General features: G+C 63.7%; 14 protein-coding genes. 8 read left to right on the top strand and 6 right to left on the bottom strand.

The window, feature by feature from the left end; translation table 11 throughout:
• Positions 1-194: 194 nt before the first annotated feature.
• From AC1KAR_RS19430 to AC1KAR_RS19395, 8 genes are all read left to right on the top strand, one after another.
• On the top strand, positions 195-2,492 hold the full coding sequence (locus AC1KAR_RS19430; protein ID WP_480320755.1) for a M23 family metallopeptidase: 2,298 nt from the start codon (positions 195-197) through the stop codon (positions 2,490-2,492).
• 17 nt (positions 2,493-2,509) lie between these two features.
• Entirely contained in the window at positions 2,510-2,938 is a 429-nt protein-coding gene (locus AC1KAR_RS19425) for a hypothetical protein (protein ID WP_480320753.1), read from the top strand.
• A 2,292-nt stretch (positions 2,939-5,230) separates the two neighbouring features.
• Positions 5,231-5,971 carry an ABC transporter ATP-binding protein gene (locus AC1KAR_RS19420; RefSeq protein ID WP_480320751.1) on the top strand — a complete coding sequence of 247 codons (741 nt, stop codon included), beginning with the start codon at positions 5,231-5,233 and terminating at the stop codon, positions 5,969-5,971.
• Positions 5,968-6,690: an ABC transporter ATP-binding protein gene (locus tag AC1KAR_RS19415; RefSeq protein WP_480320749.1), complete on the top strand. Its 723-nt coding sequence runs from the start codon at positions 5,968-5,970 to the stop codon at positions 6,688-6,690. The genes AC1KAR_RS19420 and AC1KAR_RS19415 overlap by 4 nt, the downstream gene beginning before the upstream one ends.
• A gap of 14 nt (positions 6,691-6,704) precedes the next feature.
• Positions 6,705-7,574 (top strand): branched-chain amino acid ABC transporter permease, encoded by an 870-nt coding sequence (locus AC1KAR_RS19410; RefSeq protein WP_480320747.1) that lies wholly within the window; start codon positions 6,705-6,707, stop codon positions 7,572-7,574.
• Positions 7,575-7,587: 13 nt separating this feature from the next.
• Positions 7,588-8,589 carry a branched-chain amino acid ABC transporter permease gene (locus AC1KAR_RS19405; protein WP_480320744.1) on the top strand — a complete coding sequence of 334 codons (1,002 nt, stop codon included), beginning with the start codon at positions 7,588-7,590 and terminating at the stop codon, positions 8,587-8,589.
• 83 nt (positions 8,590-8,672) lie between these two features.
• Positions 8,673-9,893 carry an ABC transporter substrate-binding protein gene (locus AC1KAR_RS19400; protein ID WP_480320742.1) on the top strand — a complete coding sequence of 407 codons (1,221 nt, stop codon included), beginning with the start codon at positions 8,673-8,675 and terminating at the stop codon, positions 9,891-9,893.
• A gap of 74 nt (positions 9,894-9,967) precedes the next feature.
• Complete coding sequence (locus AC1KAR_RS19395; protein WP_480320740.1) at positions 9,968-10,786, top strand: alpha/beta fold hydrolase; 819 nt, start codon at positions 9,968-9,970, stop codon at positions 10,784-10,786.
• Here the strand turns inward: AC1KAR_RS19395 and AC1KAR_RS19390 are convergent.
• The 6 genes from AC1KAR_RS19390 to argH form a co-directional block, all read right to left on the bottom strand.
• Positions 10,780-13,200, bottom strand: coding sequence for a TonB-dependent siderophore receptor (locus AC1KAR_RS19390; protein ID WP_480320738.1), 2,421 nt, complete (start codon positions 13,198-13,200; stop codon positions 10,780-10,782). The two genes, AC1KAR_RS19395 and AC1KAR_RS19390, sit on opposite strands and share 7 nt — an antisense overlap.
• 96 nt (positions 13,201-13,296) lie before the next feature.
• Positions 13,297-14,331: a FecR family protein gene (locus AC1KAR_RS19385; RefSeq protein WP_480320735.1), complete on the bottom strand. Its 1,035-nt coding sequence runs from the start codon at positions 14,329-14,331 to the stop codon at positions 13,297-13,299.
• Positions 14,332-14,394: 63 nt separating this feature from the next.
• The gene (locus AC1KAR_RS19380) at positions 14,395-14,937 is read right to left on the bottom strand and encodes an RNA polymerase sigma factor (protein WP_480320733.1); all 543 of its coding nucleotides are present in this window, start codon (positions 14,935-14,937) and stop codon (positions 14,395-14,397) included.
• A gap of 74 nt (positions 14,938-15,011) precedes the next feature.
• Complete coding sequence (locus tag AC1KAR_RS19375; protein ID WP_480320731.1) at positions 15,012-17,201, bottom strand: TonB-dependent siderophore receptor; 2,190 nt, start codon at positions 17,199-17,201, stop codon at positions 15,012-15,014.
• 79 nt (positions 17,202-17,280) lie between these two features.
• Positions 17,281-18,207, bottom strand: coding sequence for an alpha/beta hydrolase (locus tag AC1KAR_RS19370; protein WP_480320729.1), 927 nt, complete (start codon positions 18,205-18,207; stop codon positions 17,281-17,283).
• A complete protein-coding gene (gene argH / locus AC1KAR_RS19365) occupies positions 18,176-19,576 on the bottom strand; it encodes an argininosuccinate lyase (RefSeq protein WP_480320726.1) in 1,401 nt (466 codons plus the stop codon). The genes AC1KAR_RS19370 and argH overlap by 32 nt, the downstream gene beginning before the upstream one ends.
• Positions 19,577-19,594: the final 18 nt, after the last annotated feature.

Raw genomic sequence — 19,594 nt, 5'->3', positions numbered from 1 at the left:
CGCAGATCGTCATCCAGGGCTCGGGCATCACGGTGCAGTGCCCGGGGAAGATCACGGTCAGGGCGGCTACCAAGAGCTTCGTGGGGGGTGGGAGTGAGAGTTATGCGGTGCCGCTGATGCCCAAGGGCAAGCTCAAACTGAGAAAGCAGCGGCCCACATCGCGCTAACAAGACAAGAACGAATCAGGATTTTGCATGCTTATCAGCCCCCCGTTTCTGCCGCCGCGCGGCACCCAAACAGAAGAACAGTGGCTCAACACTGCCATGTCGGGCGGGCAGCCTGGCCATGGCGCATTCCCGGCCAGCTACATGTTGGAGTGGCACGGTGGCATGCATCTCACCGCTCCGATGGGAGGCAACGGGGTCGCTCTGCCAGTGCGCGCCATTGCGGATGGCACTGTCGTGTTCGTCCGGCAACGCACCAGTGCTGATTCCCCTGAGGATCCGCTCAACTACGGCGACGGCTACACGAGCGACGCAGTGGTGGTGATCCGCCACGACACCGAGATCGGCGCGAATGCCGGCGGCCAGGCGACGCAGGTGCGCTTTTATTCGCTGTACATGCATCTTCATAGCATCCAGCCGACGGTGATGGCGGGTCGACCCATTTACCGCAAGGATGAGATCGGTCAGGCAGGGCACATCTATGGTGAGCCCAACGTCATGCACTTCGAGATCTGCTGCGATGACGCCAATCTGCGGCGCCTCGTCGGGCGTGCCACCGGAGATCTCAGCGTTGCAGCTGACGGGCGCACAGATGTCTTGTTTGGCGAGATGTATTTCCACCTGCCAGCGGGCACACGGATCTACGGGGCAAAGCCATTGCCTCAATTCACCCAAGCAATGATGCAACCCGCTGCTACACCGGCCAGACGCGGGCAACCAGCCAACCCGCCGCCTGCGCCAGTGGCCCTTCAGGCGGTGCACACGACGTCCAGCGAGTTCGTGATCGGACTGCGCTACGCCGGCGGTGAGGGCGCTGCTGGGCAGCGGGGCGACGCGCTACTGACAACCTATCGAATGACAGGAGAGGTTGAGGGTGTGCCGCAGCGCGAAACCGAGGCCGAATACAAGCTCTACACGAGCGCTAAGAAAATCAGCGAGGCCTACCCTGCTGCGGCTCGGCCGATTCCCAGTGCGGTGTATGAGCTGCTGCGTTTCGGCCGTGTCGTCGGGCCTGACGCCCTGGCTCCGACCGACGTGCCGCATTGGCGTGAAGTGAGCTATCCGGGGGGGCAGGGCTGGGTGAACCTGAATGCGCCCAACGTGCACAAGTTCAGCGATGCCGACTTCCCGCACTGGAGTGGCTGGGCACTGATTGACGACGACACCAATGGTGACAGCCGCTGTGACTCGGCCAAGCTGCGCCAAATGATCTATGACAACGGCGTGAGCTGTTTGCAGCCGAGCAAGCAGCATGCGACCGCGCAGCTCAACAGCCCGGCTGTGCAAGTAAAGCTCTCCCGCACGGTGTGCAAATTCCCCAGCGAGTGGGACGCATCGACGATCGACCGGCGCTGGAGTTGGCTCAAGACTCAGAGCGATGAGAACCCTGAGCCATTGACGGAGGACGACTACACGGCGTTGAAGGCGCATGTGCAGGCGCTTTGCTTCCCGATGCCCGAACTGTTCTCAGCGCAATGGTGTTTCAACGCCAAGAAATTCATCGAGCACTTCCGCCTCTGCGGCTGGTTGAGCGCGAATGAGATGGCTCAGAGCTTCCCAAGGTCGGTTCTGCATCTGCGTCAAACGCAGTTTCATGCCTCTTCAACGACATGGGCGGTAGCCCTGAGCCGGGCGCAAAGGTGGTGCGCCGCCTTCAACAGGGCAACCAGAAAATATGGCGTTTCTTCATCTAAATATCGGCTCATTCATTTCTTTGCGCATGTAATACCGGAAACGGGCAACCTAGGTCTTGTCAAAGAGATTCAGGGCGAAACGCAGTCCTACAGCCCCTACTATGGGCGAGGGCTCATTCAGCTCACACACCTTGACAACTATCAATCCTACGGTCAGTTCAGAGGCTTCCAGATTAGCAATCCGTCCAACACCTTCCCCGCGCTGGGGTGGAGCCCTGACGATTTAATCGCAAGAGACAATAGCGGGAATCACAATTCAGATAACTGCGCCGATAGTGCTTGCTTCTATGTGGTCAAGCGCCAAAACATGCTGAGCCACTTGGATAATGGAATTTCGCAGGCAGACGCCATTGTGGCAAGCAAGGATGTGAATGGCTATGTTGCGATTGAGAACTTAAATGGACTAGATGTTCGTCTCCAATCTGTCGCTTATCTGAGTACCGTGTTCCTGGATGACGTGCCTGCTGGCAATACAGTTCCTATTACATTCACTTGGAGACGCAACAGTCAAAAAGAGCCTGTCTTTGACGCCCAAGGGAACCCGGTAATGAGCGGTACACCCCCACGTCAGAAGAAGCAGTTCCTTCCTGTACAGCATGTAATCAATGCGTCCTTGCAAAAGCAAAGGCCTTGAGTCGAAGGGAAATGATCGTGAAGACACTTGCTGCCATTCTGTTATCGCTGGTTTCGGTCAGCGCATTTGCCGACGTCACCACTGAACTGTTTTGCTTCACTTCTGCGGGCAAGAAGCCGATTCGTTTCGAGATGCGCTTGTATTTTGACACTGACACCAAATGGAGCGCTGGATCAGTTAAGTACGCAAAGGCCAACTCTTATATACCTATAGTTCAAAAGGATTTTAAGTCTGAAGCAAGCGGCCGAGATCGACCAAATGAGACCACTGCATCGTGGGTGGAGATATCCAATGGGGCCGTGACGGGTGTCTACGAAATGGATTGGCAAGGAGCTGTCATTAATTCCATGACATACGTCAATGCTGCAAGCGGCAAGAAATTTGCCTTTCTTGCGGATACCGGGATCGAGTCGTCTCTTTCAAAAGGGTGCCAGTGGGACAAATGAGCGCCGGATTGCCACGGCGGTCGCGAATTACGTCGTGAAGTGCTGTCGTTACTGAGATGCTCCAGGCGTCTTGAACTATCTGGAATCACTGTCCGTCACGTTCGCTCTGGATGCCCTCTCGCACATCGGCAAACGAGTGGCGTTCAATCGATGAGCCGCTTCACCTTTCAATGGTCAGCGACCTCTTAATTTTGTGCGCATGGGTTGGCCCTTGTATCTACAAGGAGCTGACCATGTCCTCTTTTCGTATACCTGTTACCGGGGGACTTCATGGGTCCGGTCTACGTTCTCTAGGATCAGCAAGGCGGAATGCTTCCTCAGCCTGATCCGTTGAGCCAACCCGTTGCCGTGCCAGACAACGGTGTTGTCAAGCTCGCGGGCAGCGTCTCTGAACTGCTTCGCGACTCTGAGTCAGCGATGCGACCTGAGGCAATGGTGCTCGTCGGCAAGGACGGATCACGCGGAATGCTCAAGATCTTCGCCGAGCCACATCGAAGCGACGATGGGAACTCGCTTTAGGAGGCCTACGTGGATGATCACGACGAATTGCACGGGTTCGAGGTTCATAACCTGGGCGATTGAGGCGGCGAGAAGCCGCAAAGGCGATTTCACTTCCTGTCTGACGCTCTGATGGCGGAGTGCATGGTTTTCAACGAGGGGGCAGCAGCCACCAGGGCTTCGTTTCGAATCCGGCGAAGATTCGTTCTTGTGAGGAGGGCATCGCCTCGGCTGGGGTGCCTGCGTGCAGCCGGTTCCTCGCTGTCGCTCCCCCTGGCATCGTCGCTGGCCTGCCCATATGGCTATGGGAATCGCCTTCTTCGCGGCTTTACGAATCTATCGATGGGTTTGTCTCCGAAGCCAACACGCGTGCATTGAAAAGGAGTCAGATTCCTCTGTCCGCCGCGGGATCATCCGTCAGGTAGTCGTTTCTGCCCCGAGGTCTGCGGCAGTTTTGACTCACGGGCTGAGGTGGCAAGGCGGTGCGCACTACGGCCGTCGACCCCAAATCACCCTGTCCGCTGGACCGAGTCAACCGCAGTTGCCTGCCGAGAGCCACCCAACCAGTTGTGCGTCTCGGCCTTCACAAGTGTCGCGGCAGACCGCGTTCGCCACAATCTGAAGAAAGCTGCATGATTCGGTTCAATTGCTTGATAGTCGCGGGCATCCTTGCCTGCAGTTATGGCGATGCGCGTTCTGACGGTACGCCCACGGCTTGTGGAAACCCAACCGCCAGCGGATCAGGACTTCGGACAACGAGTTGCACCGTCGAACAGGGAGTGTTGGTCGTTCATCTCACTGGCGCAGAACCGTTATCCCCTTACGCTTCTGAGTTTGACAAACGATCCGTTGTTTTCGCCATTGGAACTGATTCGAAGTCGGTCACGTCGGTGGCGGGTATTCGTGAAGATCGGCAGGGCCCGTCAGTGCAAGCCGGTTTGACAACGCCACCGGAGGTCGACCAGGTCGCACGGCGCAGCCCCTCCAAGTCGTTCAAACATCGGCAATGGGTTGTCGCGTCGGAGCGAATTCAGTATGCGGCTCAGGGCGGAGCTCCAGGATTTGTGTTTGACTGCGCGACCGCAATTCGAAGAGATCGGCAAAAGGCGGTTGCAGTCGCAGAGTGCTTCCTCGTCGAAGAGCGCCCGCGCTACCTACGAACACTCGACTCCGCAAAGTAGATTGGGCGGCACGGCATTTGACGCTTGCTGCTGACCAGGCCTTGCCAGCACAGGACCGTCCGGCACTCACGTCGCTGAACTGACCGGACTGTGTGAGCGCACCTTGATCGCCTGTCCACCCCTGATGGGTCCGGAAGTGAGTGTCGCCTGTCGTTCGGGGTCGTCGACTGGCTCGGCCGCAGTGAACTGACGCTTCGCGTGACTGTGCGAAAACAGAGCGGGCCTGCCGCCATGCGTGCCGAGTCGGCGCCAATAGCCTGTCTGCGAACGCAAACCTACGAGTTGGAGCGGCTGCGACGCAGGGTGCTTGTCGCAGTGTTCGCCCAGGTCGCGTATCGCGTGTCCGTCTGCGGGAGCCATCTGCGTCGTCGCTGCAGCGGCCAGACTCGCTCGACCTGCAGAACATACGCCCCTCACTCGTGGCATGGCTAGGGTTTGACCCCGCTATCAAACGTGTACCAGTTCTCTACATTCCGCTCGCTGACCGAGAGCCGGGAGTGCTTGTCAGCCGAAGTGAATTCCGCAGTGCAGGTTCCCGCAGAACGCGTGAGCCACAGCAGGGAGAAATCGAATCGACGCGAGCACTTCAACGCCGCTTCTTGCCGTCACCGACGTGACGGTTCGTTTCGGCGGTATCACGGCCCTGGACAAGATCTCGTTTGCTGTTCATGGCGGCAAGATCGTGGGGCTCATCGGCCCCAACGGCGCGGGCAAGACGACGCTGTTCAACTGCCTGTCGCGCCTCTATGAGTTCAGCGAGGGGCGCATCGATTTCGAAGGGCGCCCGCTGACCGACACACCGCCGCACGGCATCGCCGCGTTGGGCATCGGCCGCACGTTCCAGAACCTCGCGCTGTTTCGCACCATGAGCGTGCGACAGAACATCCTGCTGGGCGGGCACAGCCGCACGAGCACCGGCTATCTCGCCAACGCGTTCCGGCTGCCGCAGGTGCGGCGCGAGGAGCAGGCGCTGGGCGAGCGCGTTCAGCAGGTGATCGAATTGCTCGATCTCGGTCCTGCAGCCGAGACGCCAGTGGCCGATCTTCCGTTCGGTACGCAAAAACGTGTGGAACTGGCGCGTGCCCTGATCACGCAGCCCAAGTTGCTGCTGCTCGACGAGCCGGCCGGCGGTCTCAACCATGAGGAGGTGGCGGCATTGATGGATCTGCTGCGCCACATTCGCGACCAGTTGAAGCTGACCATCCTGCTGGTGGAGCACCACATGAATCTGGTGATGCGCATCTCCGATCAAGTCGTGGCGCTCAACTTCGGTCGGAAGATCGCTGACGGCACACCGGCCGAGGTACAGAGCAATGCAGAGGTGATCAAGGCCTATTTGGGGACTGAAGCATGAGTGGCGCCGAAGTGCTTCTCCAGGTGCGCGACTTGCAGGCCGCCTACGGCCCCACCAAGGTGTTGCATGGTCTCGACTTCGACGTGAAGGCCGGCGGTATCACCACCATCCTTGGCGCCAACGGCGCAGGCAAGACCACCACGCTGCGTGCGGTGTGCGGCATGGTGAAGACGCAGGGCGAGGTGACCTTCGGCGGCGTTCGCATCGATGGCAAGGCCACCGAGAACATCGTGCGGCTCGGCGTGGCACATGTGCCCGATGGGCGAGGCACCTTCCTCAACTTCTCGGTCGAAGAGAACCTGCGCATCGGCGCCTACACGCGAAAGGACAAGACCGAAGTCGCCCGCGACTTCGAGCGCATGTTCAGCTACTTCCCGCGTTTGAAGGAGCGCCGCAAGCAGCAGGCGGGCACGCTCTCTGGGGGCGAGCAGCAGATGCTGGCCGTGTCGCGCGCCTTGATGCTGCGCCCGCGCCTGCTGTTGCTCGACGAGCCTTCGTTCGGCCTAGCGCCGTTGGTGGTGCAAGAGCTGTTCGAGATCTTCAAGTCGATCAATCAGGCCGACCGCATCAGCATGCTGCTGGTGGAGCAGAACGCCTCGCTCGCGCTCAAGCTGGCCGACCACGCATACCTGCTCGAGACCGGCAGGGTGGTGATCTCCGGCAGTTCCGAATCGATCCGCAATGACGAATCGATCCGCCGCTCTTACCTCGGCTACTAAAGGCAGGACAAGGCATGGACCTTCTGATCCATCAGGTGCTCTCCGGCCTGGCCACGGGCGGCATCTACGCCAGCATGGCGCTCGCGCTGGTGATGATCTACCAGGCCACGCATGAGATCAATTTCGCGCAGGGCGAGATGGCGATGTTCGCTACCTACCTGGCGTGGGCGCTGCTCCAGGCCGGGTTCCCGTACTGGGTGGCCTTCGTGCTCACCACGGTGATTGCGTTTGTGGCGGGCGTGGCAATCGAGCGCATCATCATCCGCCCGGTGGAGAACGCGCCAGTGCTTTCGGTCGTGACCGTCTTCATCGGCCTGCTGGTGATCTTCAACAGCATTGCCGGCTGGATCTTCGGCCACACGATCAAGCCGTTCGAGAGCCCGTTCCCCGAGCAGCCGTTCTTCGGCAACCGGTTCATGTCGTCGCACGAGATCGGCTCGATGGGCATCACGCTGGTGTTGCTCGCGCTGTTGTTCGCCTTCTTTCGCTTCACGCCGCTCGGCCTGGCCATGCGCTCAGCGGCTCAGAACCCGGTCTCGGCGCGGCTCGTCGGCGTTCGCGTCGGTTGGATGCTCGCGCTCGGCTGGGGGCTGGCCGCGGCCATCGGTGCGATTGCCGGGATGATGGTGGCACCCGTGGTGTTCCTCGAGCCCAACATGATGGGCGGCGTGTTGCTCTATGCGTTTGCGGGTGCGCTGCTCGGTGGCATCGAGAACCCCTGGGGCGCTGTGATCGGCGGCTTCATCGTCGGCGTGCTCGAAAACGTGGTGGGCGTGTACCTGGGCACCGAGCTCAAGCACACCGTCGCGTTGGTGTTGATCGTGGCCGTGCTGGTGATCAAGCCTTCGGGCCTGTTCGGCAAGGTCCATGTGTCGCGGGTCTGACAAGGTGAACGACATGAGCAACACCAGCCCCAACCCCGCCGGCCACAAGCCCGCGTTGAGCCGCAACCAACTGATCGGCCTGGCGGCCTTGCTGGCGGTAGCGGTCGTGGTGCCGCTCTTCATCCCCAACTACCGCGTGTTCCAGCTCGCACTGGCGCTGTGCTACGCCATCGCGATCCTCGGGCTCAACATGCTGATGGGCTTCAACGGGCAGATCTCGCTCGGGCACGGGGCTTTCTATGCCATCGGGGCCTACGTCGCTGCGATCCTGATGGACAAGGCTGGCATGCCGTACTGGGCCACGATTCCCATCGCGGGCCTGGTGTGTCTGCTTGCGGGGTTCTTGTTCGGCCTGCCTGCGCTGCGGCTCGAAGGCCTGTACCTTGCCATCGCCACGCTCGCGCTCGGCATCGCCATGCCTCAGATCCTGAAGCACAAGGCACTCGAGCACTGGACGGGGGGTTCTCAAGGTCTGGTGATCATCAAGCCCGATGCGCCGGAGTGGACCGGCCTGTCGCAGGACCGCTGGCTGTACTACTTCATTCTGGTGTGGACGGTGCTGCTCTTCTTCATCGGCTGGAACCTGTTGCGAGGGCGGATCGGCCGCGCGATGGTGGCCCTGCGTGATCAACCGATTGCCGCGCGTGCGATGGGGGTCAATGCCTCGTTGTACAAGTCGCTCACCTTTGGCATGTCGGCCATGTACACCGGGATCGCCGGTGCACTGGGTGCGATCGCGGTGCAGTTCGTGGCGCCCGATTCCTTTGGCATCTTTTTGTCGTTCACGCTCTTCATCGGCGTGGTGATCGGCGGGTTGGCTTCGATCTCGGGTGCGATCTATGGCGCCTTGTTCATTCAGTTCATCCCGAACGTGGCGGATCAGATCAGCAAGTCGGCGCCGTGGGCCATCTACGGCGTGTTCCTCATCGTCTTCATGTACGTGATGCCCACAGGTGTGGCGGGCTTCTTCAGGCTCGTGCGGGCTCGGTTTCTACGAGGGCGGGTAACTCAGTAGTCCCTCATCGCGGTCTGGTGCGTTGATGCTTGGCGCACCAGGCGCTTTCCGTGTCTCTGGTTGATAGTTCGAAAGGAAGCGACATGACATCGAGAACCTTGAACCTAGTGCAATGGGTGGCAGCGTCTGCGTCACTGGCTTTCAGTGTGGGCGCGATGGCGGCTGGCAAATACGGCCCGGGTGCATCGGACACCGAGATCAAGATCGGGCAGACCATGCCCTACAGCGGCCCCGCATCGGCGTACGGCACGATCGGCAAGTTGCATCAGGCCTACTTCAAGATGGTCAATGAGCAGGGCGGCATCAACGGCCGCAAGGTGAACCTGATCAGCCTCGACGACGGCTACAGCCCGCCCAAGACGGTGGAGCAGATCAGAAAGCTCGTCGAGCAAGAGGAGGTGCTTGCCACCTTCAATACGCTGGGCACTGCGCCCAACAGCGCGATCCACAAGTACATGAACGCGAAGAAGGTGCCACACCTCTTCTTGTCCACGGGCGCCACCAAGTGGGCCGACCCGAAGAACTACCCCTGGACCATTGGCTGGAACATCGCCTACCAGTCCGAAGGCATGATCTACGCGAAGTGGCTGATGAAGAACAAGCCCAACGCCAAGATCGCGATCCTTTACCAGAACGACGACTACGGCAAAGACGTTCTCAAGGGCGTGAAGGACGGCCTGGGCGCCAAGGCCGCGTCGATGATCGTGAAGGAGGCCACTTACGAGGTGTCCGACCCGACCGTCGATTCACAGGTGCTCACGCTGCAAGCGTCGGGCGCCGACACCTTCATCAACATCGCCACGCCCAAGTTCTCGGCGCAGGCGATCCGCAAGGCGTTCGATTCGGGCTGGAAGCCGCTGCACATCGTGAACAACGTGGGCGCGTCGGTCGGGTCGGTGCTCACGCCGGCCGGCTTGGACAAGTCCAAGGACCTCATCACGCTGCAGTACTACAAGGACCCGAACGACCCGCAGTGGAAGGATGACCCGGCGATGCTCGAGTGGCGCGCCTTCATGGGCCGCTACTACCGTGATGGCGACCCCAAGGACGCCAGCAACATGTACGCCTATCTCACCGCGCAGACCCTGCACCAGGTGCTCAAGCAATGCGGAAACGACCTCACCCGCGAGAACCTGATGAAGCAGGCCGCCAACTTGAAGAACTTCAAGATGCCGCTGCTGCTGCCGGGCATGTCGGTCAACACGTCGCCGACCGACTACTTCCTGATGGAGCAAGGCCAGTTGGCCAAGTTCAACGGGACGCAGTGGCTGCTGTTCGGAGAATTGATCGGGACGAACGACTGAAGTCGGCTCACTCCTGAGAACGCCGGGGCCGCCGCGAGGCGGCCCCTTTCTTTGGCTCAAGCGAATCGGCACCGATGGCGATAGAACGAAGCACTCTCCAGGTCGATGGCGTCGACGTTCACATTGAAGGCCAGGGCGACGAGACCGTGGTGATGATCCACGGCTGGCCCGACACATGGCGCCTGTGGGACGCGCAGGTGGCCGCGCTGGCGCCAACGCGCCGCTGCGTGCGCTTCACCGTGCCCGGCTTTGACATCACGCAGCCCGAGCGCCGCGGCCTGCCGCTCGACGCGATGGTGGCGTTCTTCGCGCGTGTGGTCGACGCCGTCTCGCCAGATCGCCCGGTGGTGCTGATGCTGCACGACTGGGGCTGCGTGTTCGGCCTGCAGTACGCGCTGCGCCATGCGTCGCGGGTCTCGCGCGTGGTGGCGGTTGACGTGGGCGACAGCGGTTCGCCGCAGGTCAAGGAGTCGCAGACCTTGCAGCAGCGCTGGCGCGTCGCTCACTACCAGTTGAAGCTCGCGCTGGCCTGGCATGTGGGCGGAACGTGGGGCGATCGCATGACACGCGAGATGGCCGCGCTGCAGCGCGTGCCGGGTGACGCGGCGACCGTGTGCGCCTCGATGAACTACCCGTACGCGATGCGCTGGTTCGGAGCACTCGGCGGCTTGCGCCACACCCTCCCGGCCCGGCCGGCGTGGCCCACGCTCTTCATCTGGGGCACGCGCAAGACCATGATGTTCCACTCGCCGCAGTGGATTGCCGCGCTGGAGGCGCGGCCCGATTGCCGCATCGTCGGCATCGATGCGGGCCACTGGATGATGGTGACCCGCGCCGCGGAGTTCAACGCGGCGATGCTCGATTGGCTGGATGAGCCGCAGCCCGCTCAGTAGCTCGCGTTCAGCGTCACCAGGAAGTTGCGCGGCCGGCCATAGGCTTCGGCCGCGCTGTTCCAGTACCAGCTGGTGCCGATGTTCGAGTAGTAGACCTCGTCGAAAACGTTGTTGACGTCGAGCTTGACGCTGAGGTTCTTCGTCATGCGGTAGCTGGCCGTGAGGTCGACGACGCCGCGTGCGTCCTGCTGATTGCGAACGATCTCGCCCGCCTGGTTGTCGCCGTCGTAGTAGATCTTGCTTTGCCACTCGACCCGCGCGCCGAGCGTCAACTTCTCCCAGGCCCCAGGCAAGGTGTACTGGGTGCTCAGCTTGAACAGCGTCATCGGGTCGAGGGTGCTCACCCGCTGCCCCACCATGGCTGGATCGGGGTCTTCGCGGTAGCGTGATTCGGAGTAGGTGATGCCAGCGCCGATCTGCCAGCTGGGCGTGAGCGCACCCTGCAGCTCGACGTCGACCCCCTCGGTGCGCACCAGGCCGGCGGGCGCGAAGCAGGCAGGCTTGGGGCAGCCGGTTTGGTCCTCGACGTAGATGGGCCGGTTGTTCTCTTCGATGCGGAAGAGCGCAATGCTTGCGTTCAGCGCGCCCTGCAGGTACTCGCCCTTCATGCCGATCTCGTAGTTCTTGCCGGTCTTGGGCGGGAGGTAGCTGCCGCTCATGTCGTACAGGTTCTGCGGCTGGAACACGTCGGTATAGCTCGCGTAGGCCGAGTGCTGCTGGGCGAACTTCCATGTCAGCGCGAGGTACTTCGTGAGGTTCGCATCGACGGTGAAGGGCTCGGGGTCGGCGATGGCCTCGCGGTCGTACCAGTCGAGGCGCAGGCCCAGGATCGCGTCCAGCGAATCCGCGACGTTGAACTTGCCGACGGTGTACAGGCTGTCTTGCCGGTAGCTGCCCTGGTCTTCGGTGAGCCAGGGGCTGGTGCTGCTGGTGTCGGGCTGAGGCAGGACGTGGTTCCAGTTGCGCAGGTCGATGCCGCTGCTCAGCGGCGCGTCCCAGCCCTGCCACCATTCGTTGAGGTGCGAGTCCTGGCGGTTGAGCGTGGCGCCGAGCGCGAGATCGTGCTTGCGGCCGAACCACGAGACGGGGCCGGTCACCTTGAGGTCGACCGCCTTCTGCACGCGGGCCACGTCGCCCGCCCACCACGCATGCCCCCAGCCGCCGACATCGGGCGTGGGGATCAGCCAGGTCGAACGCATGCCGTAGCGGCGGTCTTCGTAGATGCCATTGAGGCTCAGGTTCCAGCCGCCGCCGAAGTCGTGCTCCAGGCTCGCGTAGAAGGTGTCGACGTTGGCCATGTTGTACTCCCAGTCGGCGCCGGCGTAGGTTGAACGCGGGAGGTCGAGGTGGGTGAACTCGTAGCTCGTGGGCATGCTGCCCCAGGCCATGCGCTTGTTCGAGTACAGGTGCGAGTAGCCAATGTTGAGCGTGGTGCGCTCGGTCAGGTCGAAGTCGACCGTGCCGTAGATCAGGCGTTTGTCGTCGACGGCCAGGTCGTAGTAATCGCCGGCATCCTGTGCAAAGCCGACGAGGCGGGCGCGCATGCGGCCGTCTTCCGACACGGTGCCGCTCACGTCGGCCGTCACCATGTAGTGGTCCCAGCTGCCGGCGCTGGCGGAGCCCTTGAACTGTGGGGTGCTCGTGGGCCGCTTGCGGATCATGTTGATGGCGGCCGAGGGGTTGCCTGCGCCCTGCATTAAACCGGTGGCGCCGCGCACCACCTCCACGCGGTCTTGCATGGCCAGGGCGCCGAGCGCGTCGCCGGTGTAGGCGTCGTACAGAGTGGACAAGCCGTCCTGGCTCACGCTTTCGACCACGTAGCCGCGCGACATCAGCTCCGGCCGCACGCCCACGATCCACAAGCCCGGTGTGGCCTTGGCGATGTCGACCAGGTCGACGATGTTGTCGGCCTCGATGCGGTCGCTGGTGAGCACGGTCACCGACTGCGGCGTCTCTCGCATGGAGAGCGGCAGGTGCGTGGCGCTGGACATGGATCGCGTGGTGAAGGAGCCGCTGCCCTCGGTGGTCGGGTCGCGCTCGGTGGTTGCCGTCACCCGGACGGGTGCGAGCGTGGCGTCAGCGCCGCTGGGCGCGGGGCGGATCGTCACTTCGTTGCCTTGGATGTCGGCCACCAGGCCGCTCCCGCTCAGCAACTGGTCGAGTGCCTGGCGTGGCGTGAACTGGCCCGAGACGGCGGGGGCCGTCTTGCCGGTCACGAGCGCCTGCTGCACCGCGAGCTGCGTGCGCGTCTGGCGCGCCCAGGCGTTGAGCGCCTCGCCAAGTGGCTGCGCGGGGATGCTGATGGCGATGGGGGCTTCACTTTGTGCCCACGCGCTGGGCAGCGAGAAGACGAGAGGGAGGGCGAGGGACAGCGCGAGAACCAGCGGTGCCGGCCGCAGAACGAGGCGGTTCATGGAAACTCCGAACAAGATGGGAATGATTCTTGTTCGTGTAGACGCGGTGGCTTCCGAGTTACCGGATGCCCCGGGCAAACTTTCTGTTCGAAGCCCTCAATCCGCGGGGTGCAAGGCTACGCCGCTCCCGTCGGGCGCGAGGCGGATGGGCAAGGCTCGCGTCAACAGCCGGCGCGTGGCGGGAGCGTTGCGCGGGTCGAAGGTGCCGCTCAGGCGCAATTGGGCAACGGCCGGGTCGACGGATGTGATGCCGAGCGCGCCATAGCGCTCCATTTCGGCCACGGCCTGGGCGAGCGGCACGTCGCTGAAGCTCAGGGGCAGGCTGCGCCACGGCGCGATGCCGTCGGCGCTCACCGTGCGGTGCTGCGCCTGCTGCGCGGCAGCGTCGAACGCCAGGGCTTGCATGGCGCTCAGCTCGAAGACCTGCGGCCAGCCAACGCCCGACGGCTGGTGCGAGACCTTCACCCGGCCTTCTTCGACCGCCACCTCCACGCCTTCGCGGCCGGGCACGCCAGGCGTCAGCCGCACCGCGAACCGGGTGCCGACGACGGTGATGCGCACATCGCCTGCCGTGACATGGAAGGGGCGCTGCGCATCTTTCGCCACGTTGAACACGGCTTGGCCTTCGGCGAGCCTCACCTCGCGCCGCCGCCTATAGAAGGTGGCGTTCAGCGTGGTGGCGGTGTCCAGGCGCAGCGTGGAGCCATCGGGCAGGGTCAGGGTCGCCATCTCACCCTTGGTCGTGTGAAAGGCGTTCTCGTACACCGGTTGGGCCTGCAGGTGCTGCCACCCGAGCCAGCCAGAGGTGACAGCCACGGCGGCCACGCCGGCGAGCGCCAGGCCCTGCGTGATCCAGCGCCGACGTTGCGGCAGCGCTGGGGCCTGCGCGCGGCGCCGGTCGTCGTCGACCAGGGCGCGCAGCCGTTGTGCCGAGGCCCGCGGCATGTCGTCGATCAAGCGCCAGTCGGCTTCCCACCGCGTGTACATCGGCTGGTGCCCGGGCTGGGCCAGCCAGAGCTGGAACTCGGCTTCGTCGTCGCTGGTCCACCGCGGGTTGCCGCGGCGCACGAACCACGCGACCAGTTCCTGGCGCGCGAGTGTGGTGTCGTCAGGCTGGGCGGTGGGCGTCATGGCGGAGCGGCGAACTCATTGAAGCTGTAGACGCACGAGAAGCATGGTTGCCGGATGCGCGGCCTATTGGGCACTGCCTGATGGGCGGCGGCTGCGCGGACGCGAGGGCGGGGCGCCGTCCAGCATTTGCAGGCAACGCAGGCAGGCGTCCATCGCGATCTCGAGGTGCGTCTCGACCGTCTTCACGCTCACCCCCATCTTCTCGGCCACCTCGCCGCGGCTCAGCCCGTCGAGCTTGTAGAGCACGAAGGCTTCGCGTGGGCGCGGGGGCAGGGCCGCGACGGCCTCCTCGATGGCGGCGAGCCGCTGGCGGCCGGCGAAGATCGCATCGGGCTCGTCGGAGGGCGAGCCGTGCACGGTGTCTGACTCGTGTGCATCACCGGCTTCTTCCACATGCGCGCGCACGCTGCTGCGGCGGTAGTGGTCGGTGACGAGGTTGCGCGCGGTGGTGTAGAGCAATGCCCGGGGTTCGGCCACCGTCTTGTTCTCTGGAGCGGCCGCGTACAGGCGCGCATAGCTCTCCTGCGCAAGATCGGCGGCCAACTCGCGGTCGCCCACCTTGCGTGCGAGAAAGTTCAGTAGCTCGCGGTAATAGCGCTCGAACACGGAGGCACCACGCCGGGAGGGGCCGCCGGAACGCGTGCGTTCCGGTCAGCCCGATCACTCGGCGAACAACTTGCTCAGAAGGTGGTGACCAGTGCCAGAGACAGGTTGCGCGCTTCGCCAGGGTTGCCCGCACCCCAGCCACCGCTGGCCCAGTACTTCTCGTTCAGCAGGTTGTTGATGTTGACGTGCAGCGTGCAATCCTGCGCCAGCAGGGGGAAGTCGTAGCTGAGACCCGCGTTGACCACATGCCGGCTCGGCACCTTCAGCAGGTTGTCGTCGGCGACGTAGCTGCTGCCGAAGTAGCGCCAATTGCCGTGCAGCTTCAGGCCCGTGAGCATGGGCACCTTGTAGGTGGTGTTGGCGACCACCTGCCATTCAGGTGCGTTGGAGGGGCGGTTGCCCAGAAGCGACTCGTTCTCGGGCGAGACGCGGTCGATCTTCGCGTTGAGGTAGGTCGCTCCTCCACCCACTTCGAGATTGCGTGTCACCCGGACGTTGGTTTCCAGTTCGACGCCGCGGTAGATCACCCGGCCGTCCTGGGTGAGGTAGCGCAGGCCGTCTCGCAGCTCATCGATCTGGTTGGCGCGGTCGATCTGGAACAAGGCCGCGGTGAAATCGACACGCTCGCCGGCCAGCTTGAAGCCCAGCTCGCCCTGGCGCGACACGGTGGCACCGAGGACGTCGCCTGCGTTGGCGTACGGCGGGCCGACGCGGGTGCCCGGCTCCATGGCTTCGACATAGCTGCCGTAGATGCTGGCGTTTGCATGTGGCTTGTAGATCAAAGCCAGCGTCGGGCTCGTCGCGCCGACCTGGTAGCCGAAGGTGTCAGGGTCGTCGTCCAGGTCTTCCTGGTCGTACTTCGTGTAGCGCAGGCCGACGATCGCCTGCCAATGCGGGCCGAAATGCAGCGTGTCGCTGGCAAAGGCGTAGGTCTGGTTGACCTCGCTGCTCACGGGCTGCAGCGAATAGTCGAACGGGCGAGACTCGAGATAGGGTTGGGCGACATAGAGGTTGCCGGTGAAGTCGCCGCCGTTGAAACGGAAGTCGGACGTCCATCGGTCGGTTGCCCGCTGCAGCCCCACGCCGGTGACGAGTTCGTGGCGCACGGGGCCGGTATCGAGCTTGCCGCTCACCATGGCCTGTGTGTAGAGATTGTCGAGACGGCCGCCGAAGGCGTAGATCGTGCCGTCGTAGTCGCCCTCGCGGTTCAGGATGTTGGCGAACGACTTGCTCGACTGGTGGTCCTTGCGGGTGAAGCCCAGCTGATAGCGCAGTGCCCAGTCGGGTGCGAACTCCCAGCGCAGGCTGGTGGACGCCATCATGGTCTTGGTCTTGTAGTACGAGTTGTCGATGTTGAAGTTGTCGTAGTCGTAGCTCACGTCGGGCAGCACGCCGCCGCTGCCGACCACGTCGTAGCTGGAGAGATAGAACTGGAAGGGCTCGCCGGTGTTCTTGCTGTCTTCGTAGAGAAACGTCGTTTCCCATTTCACGGTGGCGCCGAAACTCTTGTCGAGCGCAAGCGATGCCACGGTGCGGTCGATCTCGGCCGCGTTGTACGCGGTGCCCTGTTCGGTGGCGAGGTTGGCTCGCAGGCCGAACGACTCGCCGAACCGATGGCTCGTGTCCACCTGCGCCTGATAGAGCCTGGGGTTGCGGTAGCCGACCGTGACGGTCGTCTCGGGTGCAGCGAGTGGCCGCTTGAGGGTGTAGCTGAGTGCTCCGCCGGGTTCGCCGAAGCCGTACATGAAGCCGGCCAGCCCCTTGAGCGCGGTCACGCTTTCGACCGCCTCGACGGGGAAGTCGCCGCCCCAGTACAGCAGCATCGGCACCTCGTCGACGTACATGCTGCGCACGCCCAGGCCGCGGATCTGCGTGCCCCACCAGTCGGTCGAATACGAGTTGGAAGGTGTGTAGACCGAAGCGTCGTTCGCGAAGATCTGGCCGATGGAGCGGGCGCCGCGGGCCGTGATGTCTTCCTGGGTCACGATGCTGATGGAGAAGGGCGTGTCGATCACCTTCTTCTCGCCCAGCGCGCCGGTCGTGCTGTCCTTGCGCAGGTAGTCCATGGTGGAGTCGGACGCGCCCTTCACCTTGACGGCCGGCAGGGTGGCCTCGGTGCTTGTTGCGGGCGGCGTGGGCGCCACCGGTGCTGCGGGTGTCTCGCTCGGCGCTGCCTGCCCCATGGCCGCGGGGACGGCGAGGGCGAGCATCACGGCGACGGCCGTTGGGGTGAGGCGTGGGCCGAAGGGCGGGCGGTTCTTCATGGGGACTCTCGGAATAATGCAAATGCGAATGATTCGCATCATATTCGACGAAAGGCCGACGCCCGCGAGAACAGCTGGCTCAGCGTGGTTCGGTGTCGCGCCGAGGCATCTCTGCCGCGGGCGCCGCGTGCACGAAGTCGGCCACGTCGTCGAGCACGGTCGACATCCAGCGCAATGACCACGCCATCGATGCGACCAGCGTCACGTGGTTCACGCCGTCGTAGAGCTTCATCTGCACCGGCGCACCGGCGGCTTTCATGCGCTCGGCCATCTGCACGGTGTTGCGTATCGGGTCGACGAGGTGATCGTCGCTGGCAGCCCCGAGGAAGGCGCGCGGCGCGTCACGCCGCACGTAGTCGATGGGCTGCGTGCCGGGCGGGTAGTTGGGGTGGTGGAAGACGACTTGCGCCTGCGGGTTCGTGATGGGCAGGAACTCGTACGGCCCGGCCAACCCGATCCAGCCGGCGAGCGATGCCGGCGACTGGCCCTGGGCCTTGAGCCAGCGGTCGTCGAGCGCCAGCATCGCGGCGTTGTAGGCGCCGGCGCTGTGGCCCATCACGTACACGCGCTGCGGGTTGCCGCCCAGCTTCGAGGCTTCGCGCAGCGCATGGCTCGTGGCCATCGCGCTGTCTTGCAGGAAGGCGGGGTAGCGCACTTCGGGGTACAGCCGGTAGTCGGCGATCAGCGCCAGCACGCCGCGCGAGGCCAGCGCCTCGCCGGCGAAGGTGTACTCGCCACGGTTGCCCCAGTGCCACGAGCCGCCGTAGAAGAACACCACCACCGGCCAGCCGCCGGGTGGCGCCGGGGTGACGGGCCGGTAGATGTCGAGTTGTTGTCGAGGGTTGGGGCCGTAGCTCACGCCGTCGGTGGCGACGAAGGTCGACGACGGCTTGAGCTTGTTGAGGCCAGACGAGCAAGCGGCGAGCGCGACGCTCAGAACGACAAGCGCGATTCGCCGGCCCGCGTGCATGCGCTCAGGCGGCGAGGCGAGCGCGGTGCCGCGCAATCTGCGCGCGCACCTGGGCCGGCGCCGTGCCGCCCAGCACGTTGCGCGCGTTGAGCGAGCCGTGCAGGCTCAGCACGCCGAACACGTCGTCGCCGATGGCAGCGTTGAAGCCTTGCAGCGTGGCCAGCGGCAGCTCGCTCAAGTCCTTGCCCGCCGCGATGGCGGTCTTGACGGCATGCGCCACCACCTCGTGCGCGTCGCGGAAGGGCAGGCCCTTCTTCACCAGGTAGTCGGCGAGGTCGGTGGCCGTGGCGTAGCCCTTGAGCGCCGCGCGTTCCATGGCCTGCGGCTTGACGATGATGCCCGCCACCATCTCGCTCATGATGCGCAGCGTGTCGCGCACGGTGTCGACGGTGTCGAACAGCGGCTCCTTGTCTTCCTGGTTGTCCTTGTTGTAGGTGAGGGGCTGGCCCTTCATCAGCGTGATCAGGCCCATCAGGTGGCCGACCACGCGGCCGCTCTTGCCACGCGCCAGCTCGGCGACATCGGGGTTGCGCTTCTGCGGCATGATCGACGAGCCGGTGCAGTAGCGGTCGGCCAGGTCGATGAAGCCGAAGTTCTGGCTCATCCACAGCACGATCTCCTCACTCAGGCGCGACACGTGCACCATGGTGATCGAGGCGAACGAAGCGAACTCGAGCGCGAAGTCGCGGTCGCTCACGGCATCGAGGCTGTTCTGGCAGACGCCCTCGAAACCCAGGGTTTTCGCGACGCGCTCGCGGTCCAGCGGGTAGCTGGTGCCGGCCAGTGCGGCCGCGCCCAGTGGCAATTGGTTCACGCGCTTGCGCACATCGGCCAAGCGCTCGGCGTCGCGGGCGAACATCTCCACATAGGCCAGCAGGTGGTGGGCAAAGCTCACCGGCTGCGCGACTTGCATGTGGGTGAAGCCGGGCAGGATGGTCTCGGCGTTGTTCTCGGCCACGCCCACGAGTGCGAGCTGCATGTCCTTGAGCAGCGGCAGCAGCGTGTCAATCTCGTCGCGCAGCCACAGGCGCACGTCGGTGGCCACCTGGTCGTTGCGCGAGCGGCCGGTGTGCAGGCGCTTGCCGGCGTCGCCCACCAGGGTGGTGAGGCGGGCCTCGATGTTGAGGTGCACGTCTTCGAGGTCGAGCTTCCATTCAAAGGCGCCGGATTCGATCTCCTGCGTGATCTGCGCCATGCCACGCTGGATGTCGGCCAGGTCTTGCGCGCTGATCACGCCTTGGGCGGCCAGCATGTCGGCATGGGCCAGGCTGCCGGCGATGTCAGCCTTCCACATGCGCTTGTCGAAGAACACGCTCGAGGTGTATCGCTTGACCAGTTCGCTCATCGGTTCGGAGAAGAGCGCAGACCAGGCTTGGGATTTCTTGTCGAGTTGGTTCGAGGACATGGGGAAAGACCGGAGGGT

The organism is Piscinibacter sp. PDB1-1, assembly GCF_056675995.1.
Note: the sequence above shows the minus strand (reverse complement) of the source record. Positions and strands in the feature narration are given on the sequence as shown.

Bases quoted from the DNA above. Each gene is read 5' to 3' on its own strand.
- AC1KAR_RS19430 (WP_480320755.1), top strand. From the start codon at position 195: ATGCTTATCAGCCCCCCGTTTCTGCCGCCGCGCGGCACCCAAACAGAA.
- AC1KAR_RS19415 (WP_480320749.1), top strand. From the start codon at position 5,968: ATGAGTGGCGCCGAAGTGCTTCTCCAGGTGCGCGACTTGCAGGCCGCC.
- AC1KAR_RS19410 (WP_480320747.1), top strand. From the start codon at position 6,705: ATGGACCTTCTGATCCATCAGGTGCTCTCCGGCCTGGCCACGGGCGGC.
- AC1KAR_RS19405 (WP_480320744.1), top strand. From the start codon at position 7,588: ATGAGCAACACCAGCCCCAACCCCGCCGGCCACAAGCCCGCGTTGAGC.
- AC1KAR_RS19400 (WP_480320742.1), top strand. From the start codon at position 8,673: ATGACATCGAGAACCTTGAACCTAGTGCAATGGGTGGCAGCGTCTGCG.
- AC1KAR_RS19395 (WP_480320740.1), top strand. From the start codon at position 9,968: ATGGCGATAGAACGAAGCACTCTCCAGGTCGATGGCGTCGACGTTCAC.
- AC1KAR_RS19390 (WP_480320738.1), bottom strand. From the start codon at position 13,200: ATGAACCGCCTCGTTCTGCGGCCGGCACCGCTGGTTCTCGCGCTGTCC.
- AC1KAR_RS19385 (WP_480320735.1), bottom strand. From the start codon at position 14,331: ATGACGCCCACCGCCCAGCCTGACGACACCACACTCGCGCGCCAGGAA.
- AC1KAR_RS19375 (WP_480320731.1), bottom strand. From the start codon at position 17,201: ATGAAGAACCGCCCGCCCTTCGGCCCACGCCTCACCCCAACGGCCGTC.
- argH (WP_480320726.1), bottom strand. From the start codon at position 19,576: ATGTCCTCGAACCAACTCGACAAGAAATCCCAAGCCTGGTCTGCGCTC.